A 19,011-nucleotide genomic window follows, 5' to 3' on the forward strand; every position below is an offset into this window, starting at 1 on the left:
TTATAAAAATTGATGAAACAGCAAAATTCTGTCAGAACTGGCTATCTCAAAAACAAAAATGCGGTTAGGCCGGAAGATGTGAAAATGAATGCAATGATACAGCTACGTTGTCGTTCGCGTGATAAAGAAAAATGGCAAGGTTTAGCGACTGCTAAAGGGTTATCTTTATCTGCGTGGATAATAGAAATTCTCAATAATGCTGAAGACTGATTAATTAATTTGGTGGATATTATGACAATAACATTGAAACAGATCAGTAATTCTCGTCTCCGCGTATGCTGTTATCATCTCGCTTGGCATCTGAAAAGTACGTGGCCCGTGCTGATCAAAAACATAAATCCACTTTTATATATAAGTTAGCTGCGAAATTTTCTCTAAATCAGTATCAGGCTACCAAGCAAAGTGAAGAATAATGATTTTTTCCGGTACCGATACGTTTTCGGGGGGTGAAGTCCGTTATAAAGAGAACATCATGGCCGATGACAGGTCTATAGGAGAATCGATGAAGCAACAAAACCCAGCGCGTGTGCCGCCATGTCCGTAACAGCAGAGCATCGGCGCATGGCCGCTCGCATCGATGCGCGAATGAAACAACTGGAGGCGCTGGAACTGCTCGAAGTCGAGATACTTTCCGATATGGCCGATTTCATGCCGGACTTCCAGCATCTGATGCTGAATGCACCCGGCCCGAAGATGGACGCCTTGTGTGCGGAATTTGCCGGATTCTACCGGTTTGCCAAAATCTTAGAGACGCTCGCGGCGGGCATTGCCACGGGAAAAATCAAGGTGCCTGGCGGACGGACCGTCAGCAAAGAACACAAAATCGCCGCCGCGATTGATCAGCGGGTTCGGCAACTGGAAGCCAAAGGCCTGGGTGATGCGGCGCTGTTGGAACATATGGCCGGGCATATCCTCGATTTACAATGGCTATGGAGTACGGTGTCCGATGACAAACTGGCCTTCCTGTGCCGTGAATACCCCGGCCTCTACCGTTACGGAATGCTGATGGAGGCAGCGGCGGAAATCGAAAACCAGAAGGCGAAAACAGCTTACGGTCACTTGCCGGTACTGCCCGACGCTGTCAAACCCACGGTCGCCCACCTGCTCACGGAAGGGGCGACGCTTGAACGCGGCTTGCAAACGATACTCGACGAGCAAGGGCTGCGCGATATGTGGGTCGAGCGGGAAGTCATGGAGGGACATTACGAGCACTGGTTTAAACAATTCGGCGGATTGGCGGACGTTTTGCGAGCCGCCAATGTTCCCCAGGAGTTACAGACCATCATGATGGCTCTTTTTGAACCGATAGCGCAACGCATCCAGCAGCTTCACGGTCAGGTTTTTGCACCCTGAAACGAATGCATCCTCATGAGCAATCGGCGATTTTCTGTTATGCTTTTAGTTCCGATAACGTCCATTCCCGGAACTAAAAACCACCGCACATGACCGACTTGATTCCTCTCAAAAACGGCACCCCGGAACGGCTAGAACTGGCCGAAACCACCCAACACTACATCGACCAGAGTTTGAGCTTCGCCACCCGCAAAGCTTACGCCAGCGACTTTAAAATTTTCAGCGCCTGGTGCGCCGCTCACGCGCGGACCGCATTGCCCGCCGCGCCGGAAACGGTGGCGCTGTTCCTGGCCGATCAGGCGCGGGCCGGTGTCGCCGCCTCGACGCTGACCCGGCGGCTCGCCGCTATCAAATGCGCCCATGAAGCCAAAGGCCTCGATACGCCGACCGCGCATAAAGGCGTGACCGCCGCCTTGAAAGGCATCCGCCGAACCAAAGGCACGGCCCCGGCTAAGAAAAAAGCCGCCACCGCCGACATCGTCAAGGAAATGGTGCGCCGCTGTCCCCACACGCTGGTCGGCCAACGCGACCGGGCGCTGTTGCTCTTGGGCTTTGCCGGCGCGTTCCGCCGCGCGGAACTGGTGGCGCTGACGGTCGCCGATCTGGCGTTCGTGGACGACGGGCTGCGGGTGACGATTCGAAAATCCAAGACCGACCAGGAAGGGGCAGGGCAGGTGATCGCCATCCCCCACGGCAGTGTGCTGTTCTGTCCGGTGGCGGCGCTGAAGCGCTGGCTGGCCGTGGCCGGTATCGAGGCGGGGGCTATTTTCCGGGCTGTGGGGAAGGGGAGCCGGGTCGGGCAGGCGGCCTTGTCCGATAAAAGCGTCGCGAATCGGGTGAAACACTACGCCGGTCAGGTCGGCCTGGAGGCCGCCGATTTCGCCGCCCACAGTTTACGGGCCGGGTTCGTGACCAGCGCCGCCGAGGCCGGGGCGTCGATCTTCAAAATGGCGGAAGTCAGCCGCCACCGCTCCACCGATGTGCTGGCCGGCTACGTGCGCTCGGCCAACCTGTTTAAAGATCATGCCGGGGCGGATTTATTATGATTTGTTTGTGGTGCTATCGAGCGCAATAGAGGGGATTAGATTAACCACTAACCGCTGTACCAGAATATTGGCATTTAAGGGTAAAATAGTGATTATTATCACCCCAAAGCCTATGCCGGTTTAAACCAATATGTGGAATCAAGCTTATTTAGAATGCCGTGATTCATTGCGTAATAAGCAGCGCTTTTATGCCATCCATATTACTCAAACCATTTTTGGGGAATGGGCGGTGATTAAAGAGTGGGGACGCATCGGTTCGCCCGGTACAGTCCGTGAAGAATGGTTTGATGAGGAAAGCCAGGCGATCAATAAGGCGAATTCAATCGTTAAGCGTCGGGTTCAGCGCGGCTACTGTCTTGCGCAGTAATTTAGGCGTTCTATATGGAAAATGATTTCGAAACTGATCCTTTATATGGGTTAGATAAAGCCATTAAAACTAAACTGCTAAAACTGGGCCTATCATCCGTGGATGCGGTTCGCGCTGCGGTCGAGTCCAGCGAATTGCGCGGTGTTACCGGTATCGGCGAACAAGCCCTACGCGATAGTCAATATTGGCTTCAGTTGGTTGATAAAAGGCGGACTCAATCGGATTTTGATCATGTTGACCTGGTTTTATTTGGACTGAGCAGTAGAATTAGATATTGCTTGAAAGCCGAGAATCTATGCACCGTTGAGGCGGTTTTGGCGGCTTATCAGAATAAAAAGACATTCAATCGCATACCGAATATGGGGTTGTAAGCCCTAACCGCCGAAAATTCCGTCCAACCAAAGGTGTTAAGCCTTAACCTATTTTTCGCTTGAAAAACATACAAATTGTTCGTGTCTTATACGGTATTTATGTTTATCAGATTGATAATCTCATAACGACCGTTATTTGATATACAACTATTAACATCGATACATCAATAGGTTATAATTACCTCAATGCTGCTCGGAAATTTCGGCGGTTAGGGCGTAGAACCCCTTACAGGAAAACAAAGAAAAAGAGGTTCAAACTGAACAAACCCAAGATCAGCCAAAAAAGCTGGTCTTTTCAGAAGACCGCAATCAAAGTCAAGACCAAGACATGGATAGGTAATGCTAACCCCGCAACGAGAAGGCGAACACTTTACAGAAGATTAGGTAACTATTGATAATAGTTTACATATTTTTTGAATCGCTATAATCTTTTTGTATAATTATTTAAGGTAGAAGAAATGGACAAAGATAATGACAAGTCTAAAACAGATTGGGAGCGTTTGAAAAACATAACTGATAAAGAAATAGAAGAAGCTGTTCGAGATGACCCAGATGCAGCTCCTATTTTGACTAAGGAAGAGATAAAAAAACGATACAAATTAAATCCACCTAGAATTATAAAGGATGTAAAAAAATAATATGTATCCTGAAGGCTTTCAGTGGGACAATAATAAGAACGAAACAAACATAGAAAAACACGGAATAGACTTTAATGATGCTGCAAAAATATTTGAGAAACCAACATTAGAGGAACTGGATGATAGAAAAGATTACGGCGAGGATAGATATAATACCATAGGACAAATGAATGATGGTACTTGTATAAATGTAACGTACACAGATAGAGACAGCGATATAAGAATAATATCTGCTAGGTGTGCTGATAAAAATGAAAGAGAGGCATATTTTGAAATTGTCAAAGAGCATAACTCAGAAATTCAACCGACACAAACAGAAACAGTAGAAAATAAGGAAATACCTGTTTCGACACAATCCACAGATCAAAACCAAGAGGGAATTACAGAAAAGAAACTTACATTTGCCGAAGATCAAGAGCAAAGTCGCGATCAAGCCGAGGTAGGTAAGCAACAGGCAAAAGAGGGTGTGCCGTCATCTTCAGAGCAAACCCAAGACCAGCCAAAAAAGCTGGTCTTTTCCGAAGACGTTGACAAATCTCAAGACATAGGTAGGGATTTTTGATTATTTGGATTATTTAGATTTTTTCCATAGTTTGAAAAGCGACTATCACTATACCAACTAATTTTTCTACAATCTATTGGATTAAGATTTTCAATAAAAACTAACTGTCTGCTTCCGTGTAATACCATTAATTCATCTGGGTAAGCAAGATGACGCTGAATTAAATCAGTGTTTATAGAGTGTGTATTTGTAGTGCTTTCTGTCTCGGTGGTGCTACTGCCTTCAGTACTGCCACCATTAGTAGTTATGCTACTACTAGTTCCAAAAGCTTTTGATATGCCATTAGCAATAGATGAACCAAAAGACACTTTCTCTATAGTAGTTACACCGCAAAGTTTTGAAAAGTATTCGGCGGATTTCTGGTCTCGACTACCAAAATATTGCAATACACCAGAGTTACCAATAAAAGTTTCCCATCCTTTGCCATAAATGCGTTCAAGTTGTGAAAGGTCTTGTACGATACCCCATATTTGCATACCAAACCCAGCCATAAGCCCATAAGCTTGTTCAACCATAGTTAAACGACCAAGTGCTGGCATTTCATCGAGCATAAATATGATTGGTTTTTCTGGTTTGCTTTCAATATTACGAGCGTTAATGGTAATAGCTTGTTGAATAAGCAATCGCAACCAACGACCAAATGTTTCAAGTCGGTCAGATGGCAATACTAAATATATTGTCATTTTCGATGTTTTTAGTTCTCCAAAATTAAAACTAGAGTTGTTAAGGTTTTTTCTGATCTTAGGGCTATCTAAGAAGTGCGTATGAGCTTGCAGGGCGGCAAGGACACTGGCTCGTAACTTAACATCTTTTGATGCTGTACGCGCCGCCGTACTACTTACAATTGAATTTTTAGATTCAAACATTTTTTCTAGCGTTTTCTTAAACTCATCATTACTGGAAACAATAATATCTCGAACTCTTGCAAGAGTTCGATTAGCTTGTTCATCATCATCCAATGCAACATGCAAAATAATACCCATTAACAAAGCCTTAGCTTCTTCATTCCAAAATGGGTCGGAATTCCCTTCTTGCTGAGTTACGATAGAATCGGCAAGAATCATGGCATTTTCACTAACATCTTCATCATCTGGTGAAAGCCAATCAAGTGGATTGAAGCTTGATATTTCTTTACCAGTAATACCCCAGGGATCAACAATATGTACTTTCTGCCCAAGTCCTTCTGCTCTTCTAGCAGCAGTAATTTTTGCATTCTCGCCTTTGGGGTCAATAACAAGCATTGAACCTTGATAGCTCAAGAGATTAGGTATAATAGCGGAAACGCCTTTACCTGATCTAGTTGGAGCTATTGTTAAAAGGTGCCTGTCGCCGGAATATTTCATTTCTATGTGATTGCCTTCTCCGTAGAAATCGCCTAGGAACAAGCCATTATCGGAGAATTTACCGCTCTTAACTAAATGTTCAAAATCTGCCCATTCTGCTGAACCATATATTGTTGGTCGTTGTTCTTTTTTGCTTTTTCCGAAGATTTTATCCCTAAGATAGTATGCAGTTGTAAAAGCAGATATTAAAAATACTATGAAAGCCTGAACAGGCTCTAAGAAAATAAATGCAGTAATAGCTATTAATGCTAGTAGAAATCTAAATATATACTTCCTGATTCTCTTGCCTTTATCACTAAAGTACGCTCCAACAAGCGCACCAATAATAGCGGCAAGAATTAAATGAGTTATATCTATATTCCCAGGCATTAGTTTCTCCAGATTAGGTAATGATCTATTAAATTGTTGAGTGTTTTGGTTGTTTATTTGTTGGGTAATATTAGGCTGAGCAATAGCTGGTGGTGGTTTTTGTTTCTGATTTGTGTTTTGACCACTATTTATAATTAATCTATTGCCTTGTAATTGATAAATTTCTTTAAGTTTTAGAGATGGACAACAAAGAGCATCAGTATCTTTCATTGCCAATAAATCTGAAAAAACTTTCCCTTCTTTTATTAGTAGAGATTCAACGAATGCTGGCTGGTTATCGGGTACGGGATAAACCCCACCTAGATATTGAGGGATACCATTATTATTGAGATAAAAGGCTATTGTACTGGTTGCATGATTAGCACCTTCTGGCGTAGATGCCACAGAAATTACAGCATCGTCTTGTTTGTCTGCGTTAAGGTCGCCGTAGGCTATTAGTGATATTTCATGTTGTTCATCGCAACTGGTAGCTATGCCGTTATTGAATTGGGCTTTGCAATCATTATTAGGTTTTGAGAAACCATTATTGTTTTTTTCTGGGATGATTGGAAAGAATATGGCGTTTTTTATACTTTGTTCTGTGAGTTTATTAGTAACTTGGTGAGGATTAGTTTCTGCCAGTGCTACTGGGTTGCTACTTACAACGCTCTGTTTATTTTCTTGCTCATTACTGCTTAATTGACCAATAAATTTTCCATCTTTGAATTCGCCGACTTGTTTAATTCCATTATCGTAAGTTAATGTTCCTTGTCCTTCGTGTTTTCCATTTTTAAATTCACCTGTATATGTTAAACCATATACTGAATTATCAGTTCCATGTCCATTATATTTGCCGCTCTTAAATTCTCCAATATACTTACTAGAAAATTTACCATCAATAAAATTAGTCTGTGTGCCTTGACCTTCATATTCATTATTATGAAAATCACCTATATAGGTACTTATTATTTCACCATTTAATAATTCAGTATAAGATCCTTTGCCCTCTTTTTTCATGTCCTTAAACATGCCTTCGTATTTTGAAATACCTGGAAAGGTTAATGTTCCTTGTCCATTTTTTTCATTATTCTTCCATTCACCAACATATTTATCGCCGTGTAGCCCAGTAAGTGTGCCTTGACCTTCTCGTTTGCCGTTCCTGAAGCTCCCCTCGTACTTTGTGCGATTTTGATAAGTTAATGTTCCTTGCCCATTAACACAATCGCCATTACAGCTTTTAGCTTGGTTAAAAATGTGGCTTGCTTGCTCTTCCATTTTAGTAAGAATTACGATACGACTATTATAGGTATTTTCAATACATATAGAATCTTGACATTTATTACGATCTTTTTCTAACCAACTATTTTGATCTTCTTGTAATAGACCATCGTCGTTGTTATTATCAAATAGAATCGCAGTTAAATTTTTGTATTTTTGAGCTAAAATATTGTCAAGTGATGAAAGTTTCTCATTTGAGCAAATTAACTTTTCTACGAGAGTCATTGCTTTTTTACAGTCAAAGCTCATGATAAATAATTCGTCTTTAAAAAACCCAGTTTGTTTCGTACCATCTGGATAAGTTAATGTTCCTTGCCCATTAACACAATTATCAATGCAGTTGGTTGTAATTTGTTTATTGATTTCATGATTTACAATTGTTTTTTTTGTAGTTATATCATGAAAATAATTTTCAATTTTCCTTATCCAAGAACTATTAAAATATTCAGAAATATCTTTATTGTTGTTTTCTTGAATTGATGTTTCTTGACCAATTAACTTATCATTTTTAACAGGAATTGTTTCGGGAGCAGATGTTTTTACCGCCCACCCATCGGCTTTACTAATATTCAGTAATGAACCAAAGACTGAATTATCAAGCGTTTTAATGACAGATACATTTGCGGCTATAGCCTGTGGACATTCTTTATCAAAAACTGGGTTGAGTTTAGGCAAAAATCCGCTCAAGCCACTAGGTTCCAATAAAGCACTATTATCTTTTACCATAATGTTAAGAGTCATCGTAGGCTGACACCAATCTCCCTTTGAGTCAGGTAAAGCGAAGACCTCTACACCAAGTTTTTCAGAAAATGCTAGGCGTTTCGGTGTTGCCACCCCATCGGCGGCAACTGCCCCTGCCATAACTGCCAAAGCAACAAGACAATAAAAAAACAGGTTACGCATTTATAGGACTTCCCATGCACCATCGGCAGCCTTGCACGCCTTCGTTGAACTATTACTATTCTGTCCATCTTTACCGCTAACCTTAACATCCACAACACGGCATGACGCATTAGCGACAACTACCTGCGCTACTGTGTCGGCAGCATCCAAATCGATAGCGCGATCTTTTTCAACGGTGTCCATATTGCTCGCTTTGCGTATGGTTGAGTTATCAGCAGAAACTATTGGAGCTTGCTCTACTTTACCAACAGTTTTGGACGAAATATATCCGATAGTTTTTTTGCCTCGGGCGACAACAATCCAATCCTCGCCAACAACTTTACCAACAGCAGTGAATTTGTCACCTGTTTTTAAACTGGTTACTACCTCGCCATTAGTGCTTGGAGCTGTTCGTACTTTAGCTGCTTTCTTGGCATCCCAAGTTTCTCCTATTAAGTCCAATTTAGGTAAAGGGGCCATTGTTTTATTACGCACCATAGCAATTTTACGCTCCTCTACAACAGGTGCCTTGGGAGTAATAATTGCAGTGTTACCGTTTTCGGGATTGCGCCAAACAACATCTTGACCTGTTGGAGCCGACACTAAAGCATTTGCTGATGCCTGACTAATAGCCTCTTGGTCTTTTTCATCAAGCCATGCCCCTACCTGATTACCGACGAAACCACCAACTGCCGTACCCAAAACAACTGCCACAGCCTTTCCCGCTCCATTGCCGACGAACGAGCCAGCTACGCCACCAAGAACCGCACCAATACCTGTTCCTATTTCTTGCTTGTTCAAGGCAGTGCCGTTAGTGGCACAACCAGAAAGCATGGAGAGAATTAAAAGGAGCGTAATATTTCTTTTCATATTGCCATTGCCAATAGTTTATGGTTATTTTTTACCCAGCCAAATTATATGGTGGGGGCTTGCGGTTCGTTCTATACTCAAGTCAAAAGCATTTTTATGAACAACTTAAATATGTTAATGTCAATTGACAGAATCACCATTACAGCTTTTAGTTTTGTTAATATTGTAGTTTATTATGTCTTCTATTTTATTCATAAGTGAGATACAACTATTATAAGTATTTCAACATATATATAATCTTGACATTTATTACGCACATCTTCTATCGATAATTATTTGTTGCCAGACATAATTAGCTGATGTCAATTGTATCATTGGGTTATTCGATTAGCATACTAATTGCTGGCTACTAGTGTGCCACGAATGCGTGGGTGAGTAGTGTAAAGCTGCTCGAAGTGCAATGCTGCACAAAAGATGAGGGTAGGCCCCTCGGGATCGGCTTGCAGGAGCTGGTTCCAAACCACCTTAAGCTGCATGGGTAAAGAGCCTTTGTGGTGAGCGTTAAGGAAAAGGCGCGACTTGATTGCGTCAGGTGTGGATAGAGGAGACGAGCGCAAGCGAACCATTGATGAGGTGTCGAAAGCAACGAAATGTCGTCAAAACTGGAGACTAGTGGCACTCCAGGATAAGTTCAAGGGGCACCTGTTTACTGCTTGAACGGCGGCCGGCATAGAGATGGCGTGACCTTTATCCGGGCTTTTGTGCGGAACGTGGGAACCTGTCGCCTAGATGTTAAGGGAGAAACACAAGTGGAAGCCCCACAAGTGTGAGAGTACCGAGGCTGGGCACAGGGGCGGATCAGCTCGTAGTAGTGATGAAGTTTCTGTAATGGAAATGGAGCGAAGGGGCTGACATGTCCAAAATAGAGCTTTGGTCAACCAGAAATGGGAGGAACTAAAGATTTACGCAAACTTGGTAATTTGCAAGGGGCATGAAGAGCCGTATGAAGCGAGAGTCTCATGTACGGATCTGTGAGAGCCTGAGGGGGAAGTTCCCTCGGGCGACTCGACCAGCGTAAGCACATTTATACTTTCAGTAAAACAATGATTTAGGCGCTCCATATGGCATGGCAGCATGAAGTTCCGCTTCCTTGATTGCCCCTCTGGCAGCCAGACAAGTGCCGGTACAAGGTGGATGTGACTACGTTCAAGCGTTTAGTGACTTCTTCAACGGTAATTTCTGGGTTGGCCATTATTGCTTTGGCAGCAGCCTGGTCTTGTCACCAAAGTCCCATAGGATTTTACGAAAATCCATTGCCGACAAGGGCTTACGTCAATTATCCACTTCCCAATTTTAGTCATAAAAACTGGTGTTTTTTGGAAAATTAAAAAGGGGCTTCAAAGTCACGCCATCTGTAGTAGGCTGAATATGAGTTTTGAGAAGGTTTCAATCTCCATTATGTCAATGGCTGTTCACGTCAAAACACCTGTAAATAACCTGATTATTTCGGATTTATTATAATCATGCTATTGATATACAGCTTTAAAAAAAATTCTGAGGGTTTGGGTGTACAACCCCAAGTAGGGTGTCACATTCCATTAGCGGATTCTTATATGTTGTTAAATTGTAGCGTTGCTCCCACTGGGCCAACTTGCGGCATTTAAAGTTGCTGAGTCTTATGGGTAATCATGAATCATTTTGTTTAGGTACAGGCTCTTGAATGATATTTAATGCCAAAGCCCAAGACTCCACCGCCCAAAAAGCAAATTCCAGTTGTGTACCGAGATTATCATGCAAACGTTTTGCCAAACTCTCGATTTGCATATCAACCGAAATTAAAGAATTTGGTTTTAATAATTCCTCAGCAACTTTCTGTTCTAATGCGGTGATCAGTAAATTGGTTTCACGAGTATGATGCGATGCTAAATCCTTTAACATTCCGCGGCAACGTTTCGGCTCATTAATAAGCACTCGACCGTATTGTTCAAGAATGAAGCATAACTGGGTGCGAGGATGATTATCTAGCATTCTATTATGCTGATAACAAACTTTGCTAGATGCACCAATATCAACGTAGTTATCCAGCTCTTGTCTGATTTCCTTGGGTTTAGGCAACGCGCTGTTACTGGAAGAGGTTTCGTCTTCCAATAACTCATCCCGAATAATGTCGTTACAGAGCTCTACACACTCATCACACACATAAACCGAAGGACCAGCGATCAGCTTACGAACTTCGTTTTGATTTTTACCGCAAAATGAACAGTAAACCAGTTTAAAGTCGTCCTTACCTTGTTTATCTTTACTCATGGATAGCTACAGGCTCTTGAATGATATTTAATGCCAAAGCCCAAGACTCCACCGCCCAAAAAGCAAATTCCAGTTGTGTACCAAGATTATCATGCAAACGTTTTGCCAAACTCTCGATTTGCATATCAACCGAAATTAAAGAATTTGGTTTTAATAATTCCTCAGCAACTTTCTGTTCTAATGCGGCGATCAGTAAATTGGTTTCACGAGTATGATGCGACGCTAAATCCTTTAACATGCCGCGGCAACGTTTCGGCTCATTAATTAGCACTCGACCGTATTGTTCAATAATGAAGCATAACTGGGTGCGAGGATGATTATCTAGCATTCTATTATGCTGAAAACAAACTTTGCTTGATGCACCAATATCAATGGCTAGTTCAGACCCAGTTTTCAATGTTTGTGATACGCTTATTTCTTCAGCCTCATTATTTTTAATCTGAACTTTGGTTATTCCATGAGCCAAAAAATTAACGACATCCTGTCGTGTGATGTCTTGCTTATTAAGTAAATTCACCGCATGCGACTGATCCTCGCTGAATAAAGCCACAAACAGATTGGCACCGATCACTTCTTTTTTATCGGAGGCCTGAACATGAAACACCGCCCGCTGCAAAACCCTCTGGAAACCCAGGGTCGGCTGAGTTTCGCGTTGGTCGCAATCGGGAATCAAAGAGATGTTTTCATCAATAAACCGCGTCAATTCACCGCGTAATGCGTTTACATTACAGCCGCAAGCGATCAATATCGGGATGGTAGTGACGTTATCAAGTAACGCCAGCAATAAATGTTCTACGGAGACAAATTCATGCCGCTTGGCATGAGCAACCGTAAAAGCCGCATTCAATGTCACTTCAAGCTCTTTACTTAGCATGGCTTACCTCTCTTATTGCTCTTCCATTGCATTCATCAAGAGATGATGCTCACGGGGCTTGATTAAAATATGCACCTAGGTTCCCCGATCACATCTTTAATCTCAAATTTTATTTTTTATAAAAAATTGAGACGACAACTATTCTGACGCAGGGGGGGAACCAATCGGTCAGTCGCTCCGCATTTTATTCTTCAAGTTGTTGAATACCATCCAGAAACCATTTTGTCTGCTGGCTGTGGACGGGTTTAATAAAGTACCAGATTTCCCTGACAGCCTCTTCTCGGCCATCGTTTTCTCGGAGCAGGCTATCGAACAACACGGTAGCTTCCATCTCGGAACCAGCTCCGCGCACTTCTAGCAATTCGGCCTTAAGTTGTAACACTTCGGTTTTATTGGCAGTATTGGTAGCGCGCAGCTGGTTCTGAATTTCCGCAAACACCTTGTCGGTCGTTAAGCCTCGGATAGAAGCCAAGTCGCGGTTGTTCCAAGCTGCTTGTAAATACCGAAACGCTTTTTCGGAGCCGGACAAAAAGCCGTGTTGGTCAAAATCGGCAGGGATGCCGGCGGGATTGATCGATGGCCGTTCACTGCTAGCTTTCTCATATTCTATTTGTTTACATAGCTTTTCAGCCTCACGATAAGTATCTTCAGCCAAATCATTTTGTTTAGGTACAGGCTCTTGAATGATATTTAATGCCAAAGCCCAAGACTCAACCGCCCAAAAAGCAAATTCCAGTTGTGTACCAAGATTATCATGTAAGCGTTTTGCCAAACGCTCGATTTGCATATCGACAGAAATTAATGGATTTGGTTTTAATAATTCCTCAGCAACCTTCTGTTCTAATGCGGTGATCAGTAAATTGGTTTCACGAGTATGATGCGGCGCTAAATCTTTCAACATTCCTCGACAACGTTTCGGCTCATTAATTAGCACTCGACCGTATTGTTCAAGAATAAAGCATAATTGAGCACGGGGATGGGTATCTAGCATTTAATTGTCCATCTGATGAATAAATGATCGCTAAAGTAATATCATCACCATTTCCTAGTTGTGATGCTTCATCAAGCCAGCCTGCCAATTCCTGTTTAACCCAAGCCGCACTTTCGGTGTGAATAAAATCATTTATATCGTTTAAGGCTTAAGTAGTGCAAAATGGTAAATTACTTCCAGTGTGAAAAATTATCCAAATTTCGTTAACTACAGCTTTTCGCCATCTTTACGCAGCTCAGCACCACCAATGATAATTTCTAATCTTGACCTGTTAGTTTTTGATACTCTTCAAATTGTAACATTTTTAATAAATCACGGATTGGCATTTTAAAATATTTATCAGTTCCCACATGTGAAGTAATAAATTTATGATTTACAGGATCAACCAAAATTTCTTTGTCATCTAGCTTACCCTCACGCAATAATTTTAGCAATTTTTGACGTGTAGCTTGTTGTGTTTCTGGGTGAACTCCATCTTCATCTGGATATATAGTGTCAATAATTGACTTTTCAGCTGCTAAAATAGCTTGATGCTGATAACCTTCTAAAGGAAAAGCCTTGTCGTATTCTTTTTGTTCATAGAATTTTTCAGCTTCTCGATAGGCTTCTTCAATCAATTCATTTTGTTTAGGAGTTGTAGGCTGTTGAATGATATTTAACGCCAACGCCCAAGATTCCACCGCCCAAAAAGCAAATTCCAGTTGTGTACCGAGATTATCATGTAAGCGTTTTGCCAAACGCTCGATTTGCATATCAACAGAAATTAATGGATTTTGTTTTAATAATTCCTCAGCAATTTTCTGTTCTAATGCGGTGATCAGTAAATTGGTTTCACGAGTATGGTGCGGCGCTAAATCCTTCAACATTCCTCGACAACGTTTCGGCTCATTAATTAGCACTCGACCGTATTGTTCAAGCATGAAGCATAATTGGGTGCGGGGATGAGTATCTAGCATTTAATTGTCCATCTGTTGAATAAATGACATCTGAAGTACACATAGTCACACAAAAATATTCTATGAACATCCCGCTAAATATTCATCCATTTTTCTTTTGACCTCAGAGTCGTAATGACGTTTTAAAGCAGGCACTGTTGGCGGAACGCCTAATTGTGACTCGATTTCGACTTGCAACTGAGTCAAAAAATGTCGTCTTAGAGACGCGTCTTCTGGGATAGTCAACTTTTTCTTTGCTGGACGAGAGGCTTCAGTTTGACTAACAACAATAAGATTTTCTAATGCTTGTTTTGCAGCGTCAAAACCTTGTTCAGCTGCTTTACGATACCAGTCCAAAGCTTTTTGATTGTCTTGAGTGACACCATAGCCATTTGTATACATTACTCCTAAATTGTATTGTCCCTTAGCATTGCCCTGTTCAGCTGCTTTACGAAACCACTCAACGGCTTTTTGATTGTCTTGAGTGACGCCATAGCCATTGGTATAAACAAATCCTAAACTATTTTGACCATTAGCATCACCTTGCTCAGCAGCTTTACGATACCATTCCACAGCTTTTTGATAGTTCTGAGCAATTCCTTGTCCATCAAGATACATATTTCCTAAATTACATTGTCCCTTCACATCACCTTGTTCAGCAGCTAAGAACAGGATTCCTAAATCGTTTTGTGCATCGATATGTCCGGGTTTGGCAGTTTGTTTCAATTGAGAAATAGATTTCTCATAACGATAAGCATCTTCAGCCATATCATTTTGTTTAAGAAGTGGTTGATGAATAACATTTAAAGCCAGCGCCCAAGATTCCACTGCCCAATAAGCAAACTCCAGTTGTGTGCCGAGATTATCATGTAAGCGTTTTGCCAAACGCTCTATTTGCATATCAACAGAAATTAAGGGATTTGGCTTTAATAATTCATCGGCAATTTTCTGTTCTAATGCGGTGATCAGTAAATTGGTTTCACGGGTATGATGCGGCGCTAAATCCTTTAACATTCCTCGGCAACGTTTTGGCTCATTAATTAGCACTCGACCGTATTGTTCAAGAATGAAGCATAATTGTGCGCGCGGATGCATGTCTAACATTTTATTGTCCATCTGATGAATAAATGATCGCTAAAGTAATATCATCACCACTTCCTAGTTGTGATGCTTCATCAAGCCAGCCAGCTAATTCCTGTTTAACCCAAACTGCACTTTCGGTGTGAATAAAATCATTTATATCGCTTAAGGCTTGATGAAAACCTTCTGAATATTTGAATGAATTCTTATAACCATCACTGACTAAAAAAATAGCTTTTGGTACTGTATTAATCAAAGGCAAAAACGCATAACGAAAATCTTCCCATGCATTGTTGTTACATAAAGATGTTGTGTCGTTACCTAATAAACGCTCATCATAGGGGATAGGACTAATTATGCTATTGTCTTCATTGATAATAGCAATATCACCGTCACCGATTTGCCAATATAAAATGCAATCTTTTAAAATACAAACGACTAATAAAGTAGTACCAAATGGCAAATATTCCGAATTATTAAGCGCAGCTTCTGGATTATCGTTTATGTAGCAATCGACTTTATTATACCAACTGCGGCTAATTGTTTTAGGCAATGCTTCTGTTAAGGTCAGAGTTTGTGATAAGCTTAAATCATGTGAATCAATCAGCACAGTCTTCACGCTTTCAATCGCCACTTGCACAGCAAATTTTGCACCCAGATGGCTATGCGTACAAAGGGCATTACCATGGCCGTCTGCAACGGCAACTATCAACGGTAATTCGCCTTCTACAGGTTGATAATAAGCAACTGCATCCTGATTTGGTAAATTACTACGGATATGACTGGCACCAAGTACGCTTTCGGCTAAAATATGCCAACTCACCATACATCCGCCGCCGAATCGGGATCAGCTATTGGGATTGGGGCAGCAGGTATGGGAACGTTGTTCTCGATTGTTGAGGTAACCTGGCTTGGTGGTGCAGAAGCCGCCTGTAAGACAGCCGTAGATACCCAGCGAATATATGCAACCAAATCTTGTGCATTATTAGCCTGTAAGGGTTGTAGTTCTGGATTACCAATAAATTGTTCCAATACCTCTAACTCGGCATCTTCGCCAATGGCGATACCAATACGAACCGCTTTCTTTCCCCACGGCAATTTCATCAACTCGTTTAGCCCCCCCACAAAATCATCGGTCGGCTCACCATCAGTGATTAACACTAAAACAGGTGGTAAACCACGATCCGTCATTGGCGGCATTTTTAGTTGGTCAGCGACAAGTCGCAGTGCATCACCCATAGCTGTAAGGCCCTCAACATGCAAATCTTGCCATTTAAAGTCATCGACTTTTGTAGGCTCTGCGATATGCCATTGTGCACCATCGGAAAATTTCACCGCTCTTACTAATACTTCAGCATTTACATTTTCAGCCGCTACCGCCTGCATAGCAGGAATAGCTTCACGAATAGCATGATTTAAAGACTGTATCTTACCTTTAGTTTTCATTGAAAGGGAGCAATCCGCTATCCAAATAAAATGCAAAGGACGCGTGGCTAATTCCCCGCCTGGACGTTTTTTTAAAGTGGTCATGTTTATCCTAAATATATCATTGTGAAGTACTAAATCTGAATGATGTAGCGAAAGATTGTATTGGTGCAATTTAGCCGAATTACTTGAGAACTTCTGCCTGCGTTTGACCAAAATTAAGATTGATACCAGATACTAAGGTCACACTTTGCCCCTGGGCTACAGTTTTAACTGTACCTTTTTCAGTGAATGTCCATGTATCAGTACTTAGATTTTTTAAACCCCATACATTCGGGTTTTGTGGATGCTGAACAACTTTAGCAACAGCTGGGCTTAATTCATTTTTACGTGCAGAATATATATGATACGGATACAATTCAGCGCCTTGATTTAAAACAATAGTCATTTCTTGCGTTGAGTGTTTAATTCTAATACGTGGTGGCAATATCAATCGTTGATTACAAGACCAGCAGAGGGGTAACTCTTCTGCCATTTCAACATGCGCTTGATCATAAAAGTTTTCTGCACCACAAACACAGTCAATAACATTGTCTTTTAAGGCTAATAATTTTTGCCGCCATTCACTACCACGTACACGACTGTGTAAGTCATTCAACCCATTTGTAAAAGACTGCATGAACAAGTCCTTAATGAATTGAGGATAAATATCCCAATAGATCAGTGCATTCTCTTGATAACCTTTAACTGGATAATTACTGTTATCATTTGGATCAAAAATAAATAGGGGGTTAAATCCATATAATTTATTCATTGCAGGCAAATCAAAGCATTTAATTGTTGCTTCGCGCTTACCTTCCAAGGGGTGATGAAGAAACAACAGATAGAACAATAATACTGACAAAGAAAAGAGATCAGAGTCACTATTGGGATTAGACTCACTGCGAACAATTTCAGGAGCCATAAATCTTGGCGTGCCAGCTGTGCCTGAAATTTTCGAACCATTGATAGTGACGTTATCATTGTCACAAATTAAAATTGCACCCTTATCAGGATCTATAAAGAAATTTCCAAAAGATATATCCCGATAACATAAGCCTTTAGCATGAAGCTGTAACATACTGTCGGTTAATTCAACAGTTGCTGTTAATAATTGCCGAAAACTTAACTCAATACGGCGTTTAACTAAGTCCGATATATTTTTATAATTGCTTGGGCGTAATGGCATAACATAGCCAAAATTGGTGTCGTCAATTGATGATGCTAATGCCAAAGGCCATAAGAAATTGGCATTGGGTGCGCCAATTTTTAATAAATGTTGCAAAGCTGCATGTTGTTCAGGCTTAGCTTGTTGTGGAAAATACCATTTGAGAGCAACTGCAACACCATTTAAATCCGCCTCATATACTTCACCTTGACCACCAGAACCTAAAAAGGATTTTACGGTACAGTTAGAGCCATTATCTAATTGTACGGTTTGATTGAGTTTAAGTAGTTGATTCATGTTTTGTCCTGTTGATATTCAAATGCAATAATTTAGGTTCTGTTGCGTTAATTTCTTTTGGGATCAAAAGACTATCCACCATCTTTATTCTTTATGCAGGCAATGAATAAAACCATCCTACGACATACAGATTTTGGCTGTCGTCAAAAACCTTAATTTTTGCGCAAACCACAAACCCCGATGCCCCGATAACGGCAACTAGGATCTACTGGTTGGTACCTACTATCGCCTTACGTCCCTTAACCATTCCTTAAAATAATCTGGCATAGGGATATTAGAACCGCTGGTGCGATTTCAAAGCTATTCGCTTAAGCCTGGACACCTTTCATAATCAACGGGTTAAGAGCAACGAGTAGCCTGCCGCTCTTTTTGGGAAAATGATCGCTAGGCTTTGTCCGGGCTTGAGTGGGAAGCCGATTTTAACTATACCTGATGTTGTGGTATAGGCCATTCTGCTAATTGTAGCCGGAATTGGCAGCTTTCTTTACGTTTTTTGTTGGTGTCTATTTAAGTAAGCAATCACCAAGCTCCAAATAAATGCTTTGCACTTCACGTCGCACTACGAAGCAATCCTTATGGTCAACCATACCGTTGTTTGTGGATTGAATGGTGTTTTGTGTAACCACTTGGTCGAGTATTCAATTACAGCGCTGGGTGTTTAAATCAACATAGAGCATAAGTGGGTAGCCGTAACTTGATTTAACAAGAAATAGAAAAATTACGAGGTTTTTGGCTTATGAATTATTATTTGGCATATACATTCCAATAACTGCAACAACTAAAAAATACACAAAAAGATATTTTAAATATTATTCCCTCTAGCTTAGAGTCGTGTTTAAAATAAAACAATTTATAAAAAAGTCCGTCATTTACACAAAGAATTTTATCTAAATCTAT

The 19,011-nt window shown here is 41.4% G+C and carries 15 protein-coding genes and 2 pseudogenes; 7 read left to right on the forward strand and 10 right to left on the reverse strand.

From position 1 onward, the window contains the following. Positions 1-9: 9 nt before the first annotated feature. From ABH008_RS23985 to ABH008_RS24015, 7 genes are all read left to right on the forward strand, one after another. A complete protein-coding gene (locus ABH008_RS23985) occupies positions 10-210 on the forward strand; it encodes a hypothetical protein (protein WP_347990333.1) in 201 nt (66 codons plus the stop codon). Between the two features lie 351 nt (positions 211-561). Continuing rightward, a complete protein-coding gene (locus ABH008_RS23990; protein WP_347990334.1) occupies positions 562-1,353 on the forward strand; it encodes a hypothetical protein in 792 nt (263 codons plus the stop codon). Positions 1,354-1,442: 89 nt separating this feature from the next. Next, positions 1,443-2,399: a site-specific integrase gene (locus ABH008_RS23995; protein ID WP_347990335.1), complete on the forward strand. Its 957-nt coding sequence runs from the start codon at positions 1,443-1,445 to the stop codon at positions 2,397-2,399. 130 nt (positions 2,400-2,529) lie between these two features. Further along, positions 2,530-2,766, forward strand: a complete 237-nt coding sequence (locus ABH008_RS24000) for a WGR domain-containing protein (RefSeq protein ID WP_347990336.1) — start codon at positions 2,530-2,532, stop codon at positions 2,764-2,766. A 14-nt stretch (positions 2,767-2,780) separates the two neighbouring features. Next, positions 2,781-3,137, forward strand: a complete 357-nt coding sequence (locus tag ABH008_RS24005; RefSeq protein ID WP_347990337.1) for a hypothetical protein — start codon at positions 2,781-2,783, stop codon at positions 3,135-3,137. Between the two features lie 458 nt (positions 3,138-3,595). Then, positions 3,596-3,775: a hypothetical protein gene (locus tag ABH008_RS24010; RefSeq protein ID WP_347990338.1), complete on the forward strand. Its 180-nt coding sequence runs from the start codon at positions 3,596-3,598 to the stop codon at positions 3,773-3,775. A gap of 1 nt (position 3,776) precedes the next feature. After that, positions 3,777-4,337: a BrnT family toxin gene (locus ABH008_RS24015; protein ID WP_347990339.1), complete on the forward strand. Its 561-nt coding sequence runs from the start codon at positions 3,777-3,779 to the stop codon at positions 4,335-4,337. Here ABH008_RS24015 and ABH008_RS24020 read toward each other — a convergent pair. The 10 genes and pseudogenes from ABH008_RS24020 to ABH008_RS24065 form a co-directional block, all read right to left on the reverse strand. Then, complete coding sequence (locus tag ABH008_RS24020; protein WP_347990340.1) at positions 4,313-8,209, reverse strand: type IV secretory system conjugative DNA transfer family protein; 3,897 nt, start codon at positions 8,207-8,209, stop codon at positions 4,313-4,315. The two genes, ABH008_RS24015 and ABH008_RS24020, sit on opposite strands and share 25 nt — an antisense overlap. Beyond that, positions 8,210-9,058 carry an SH3 domain-containing protein gene (locus tag ABH008_RS24025; RefSeq protein ID WP_347990341.1) on the reverse strand — a complete coding sequence of 283 codons (849 nt, stop codon included), beginning with the start codon at positions 9,056-9,058 and terminating at the stop codon, positions 8,210-8,212. A 2,010-nt stretch (positions 9,059-11,068) separates the two neighbouring features. Continuing rightward, positions 11,069-11,305, reverse strand: a pseudogene (locus ABH008_RS24030) (ClpX C4-type zinc finger protein); the annotation flags it as partial. Between the two features lie 439 nt (positions 11,306-11,744). Beyond that, positions 11,745-12,179, reverse strand: a pseudogene (locus tag ABH008_RS24035) (Clp protease N-terminal domain-containing protein); the annotation flags it as partial. Between the two features lie 184 nt (positions 12,180-12,363). Continuing rightward, complete coding sequence (locus tag ABH008_RS24040; protein ID WP_347990342.1) at positions 12,364-13,170, reverse strand: Tim44-like domain-containing protein; 807 nt, start codon at positions 13,168-13,170, stop codon at positions 12,364-12,366. Between the two features lie 257 nt (positions 13,171-13,427). Continuing rightward, complete coding sequence (locus ABH008_RS24045; protein ID WP_347990343.1) at positions 13,428-14,126, reverse strand: hypothetical protein; 699 nt, start codon at positions 14,124-14,126, stop codon at positions 13,428-13,430. Between the two features lie 60 nt (positions 14,127-14,186). Then, the gene (locus ABH008_RS24050; protein ID WP_347990344.1) at positions 14,187-15,209 is read right to left on the reverse strand and encodes a tetratricopeptide repeat protein; all 1,023 of its coding nucleotides are present in this window, start codon (positions 15,207-15,209) and stop codon (positions 14,187-14,189) included. Between the two features lies 1 nt (position 15,210). Continuing rightward, on the reverse strand, positions 15,211-16,011 hold the full coding sequence (locus ABH008_RS24055) for a PP2C family serine/threonine-protein phosphatase (protein WP_347990345.1): 801 nt from the start codon (positions 16,009-16,011) through the stop codon (positions 15,211-15,213). After that, on the reverse strand, positions 16,005-16,715 hold the full coding sequence (locus tag ABH008_RS24060) for a hypothetical protein (protein ID WP_347990346.1): 711 nt from the start codon (positions 16,713-16,715) through the stop codon (positions 16,005-16,007). The genes ABH008_RS24055 and ABH008_RS24060 overlap by 7 nt, the downstream gene beginning before the upstream one ends. Before the next feature lie 79 nt (positions 16,716-16,794). Next, positions 16,795-18,114 (reverse strand): protein kinase, encoded by a 1,320-nt coding sequence (locus ABH008_RS24065; RefSeq protein ID WP_347990347.1) that lies wholly within the window; start codon positions 18,112-18,114, stop codon positions 16,795-16,797. Positions 18,115-19,011: the final 897 nt, after the last annotated feature.

Source organism: Methylomonas sp. AM2-LC, from assembly GCF_039904985.1.
Classification (GTDB): Bacteria; Pseudomonadota; Gammaproteobacteria; order Methylococcales; family Methylomonadaceae; genus Methylomonas.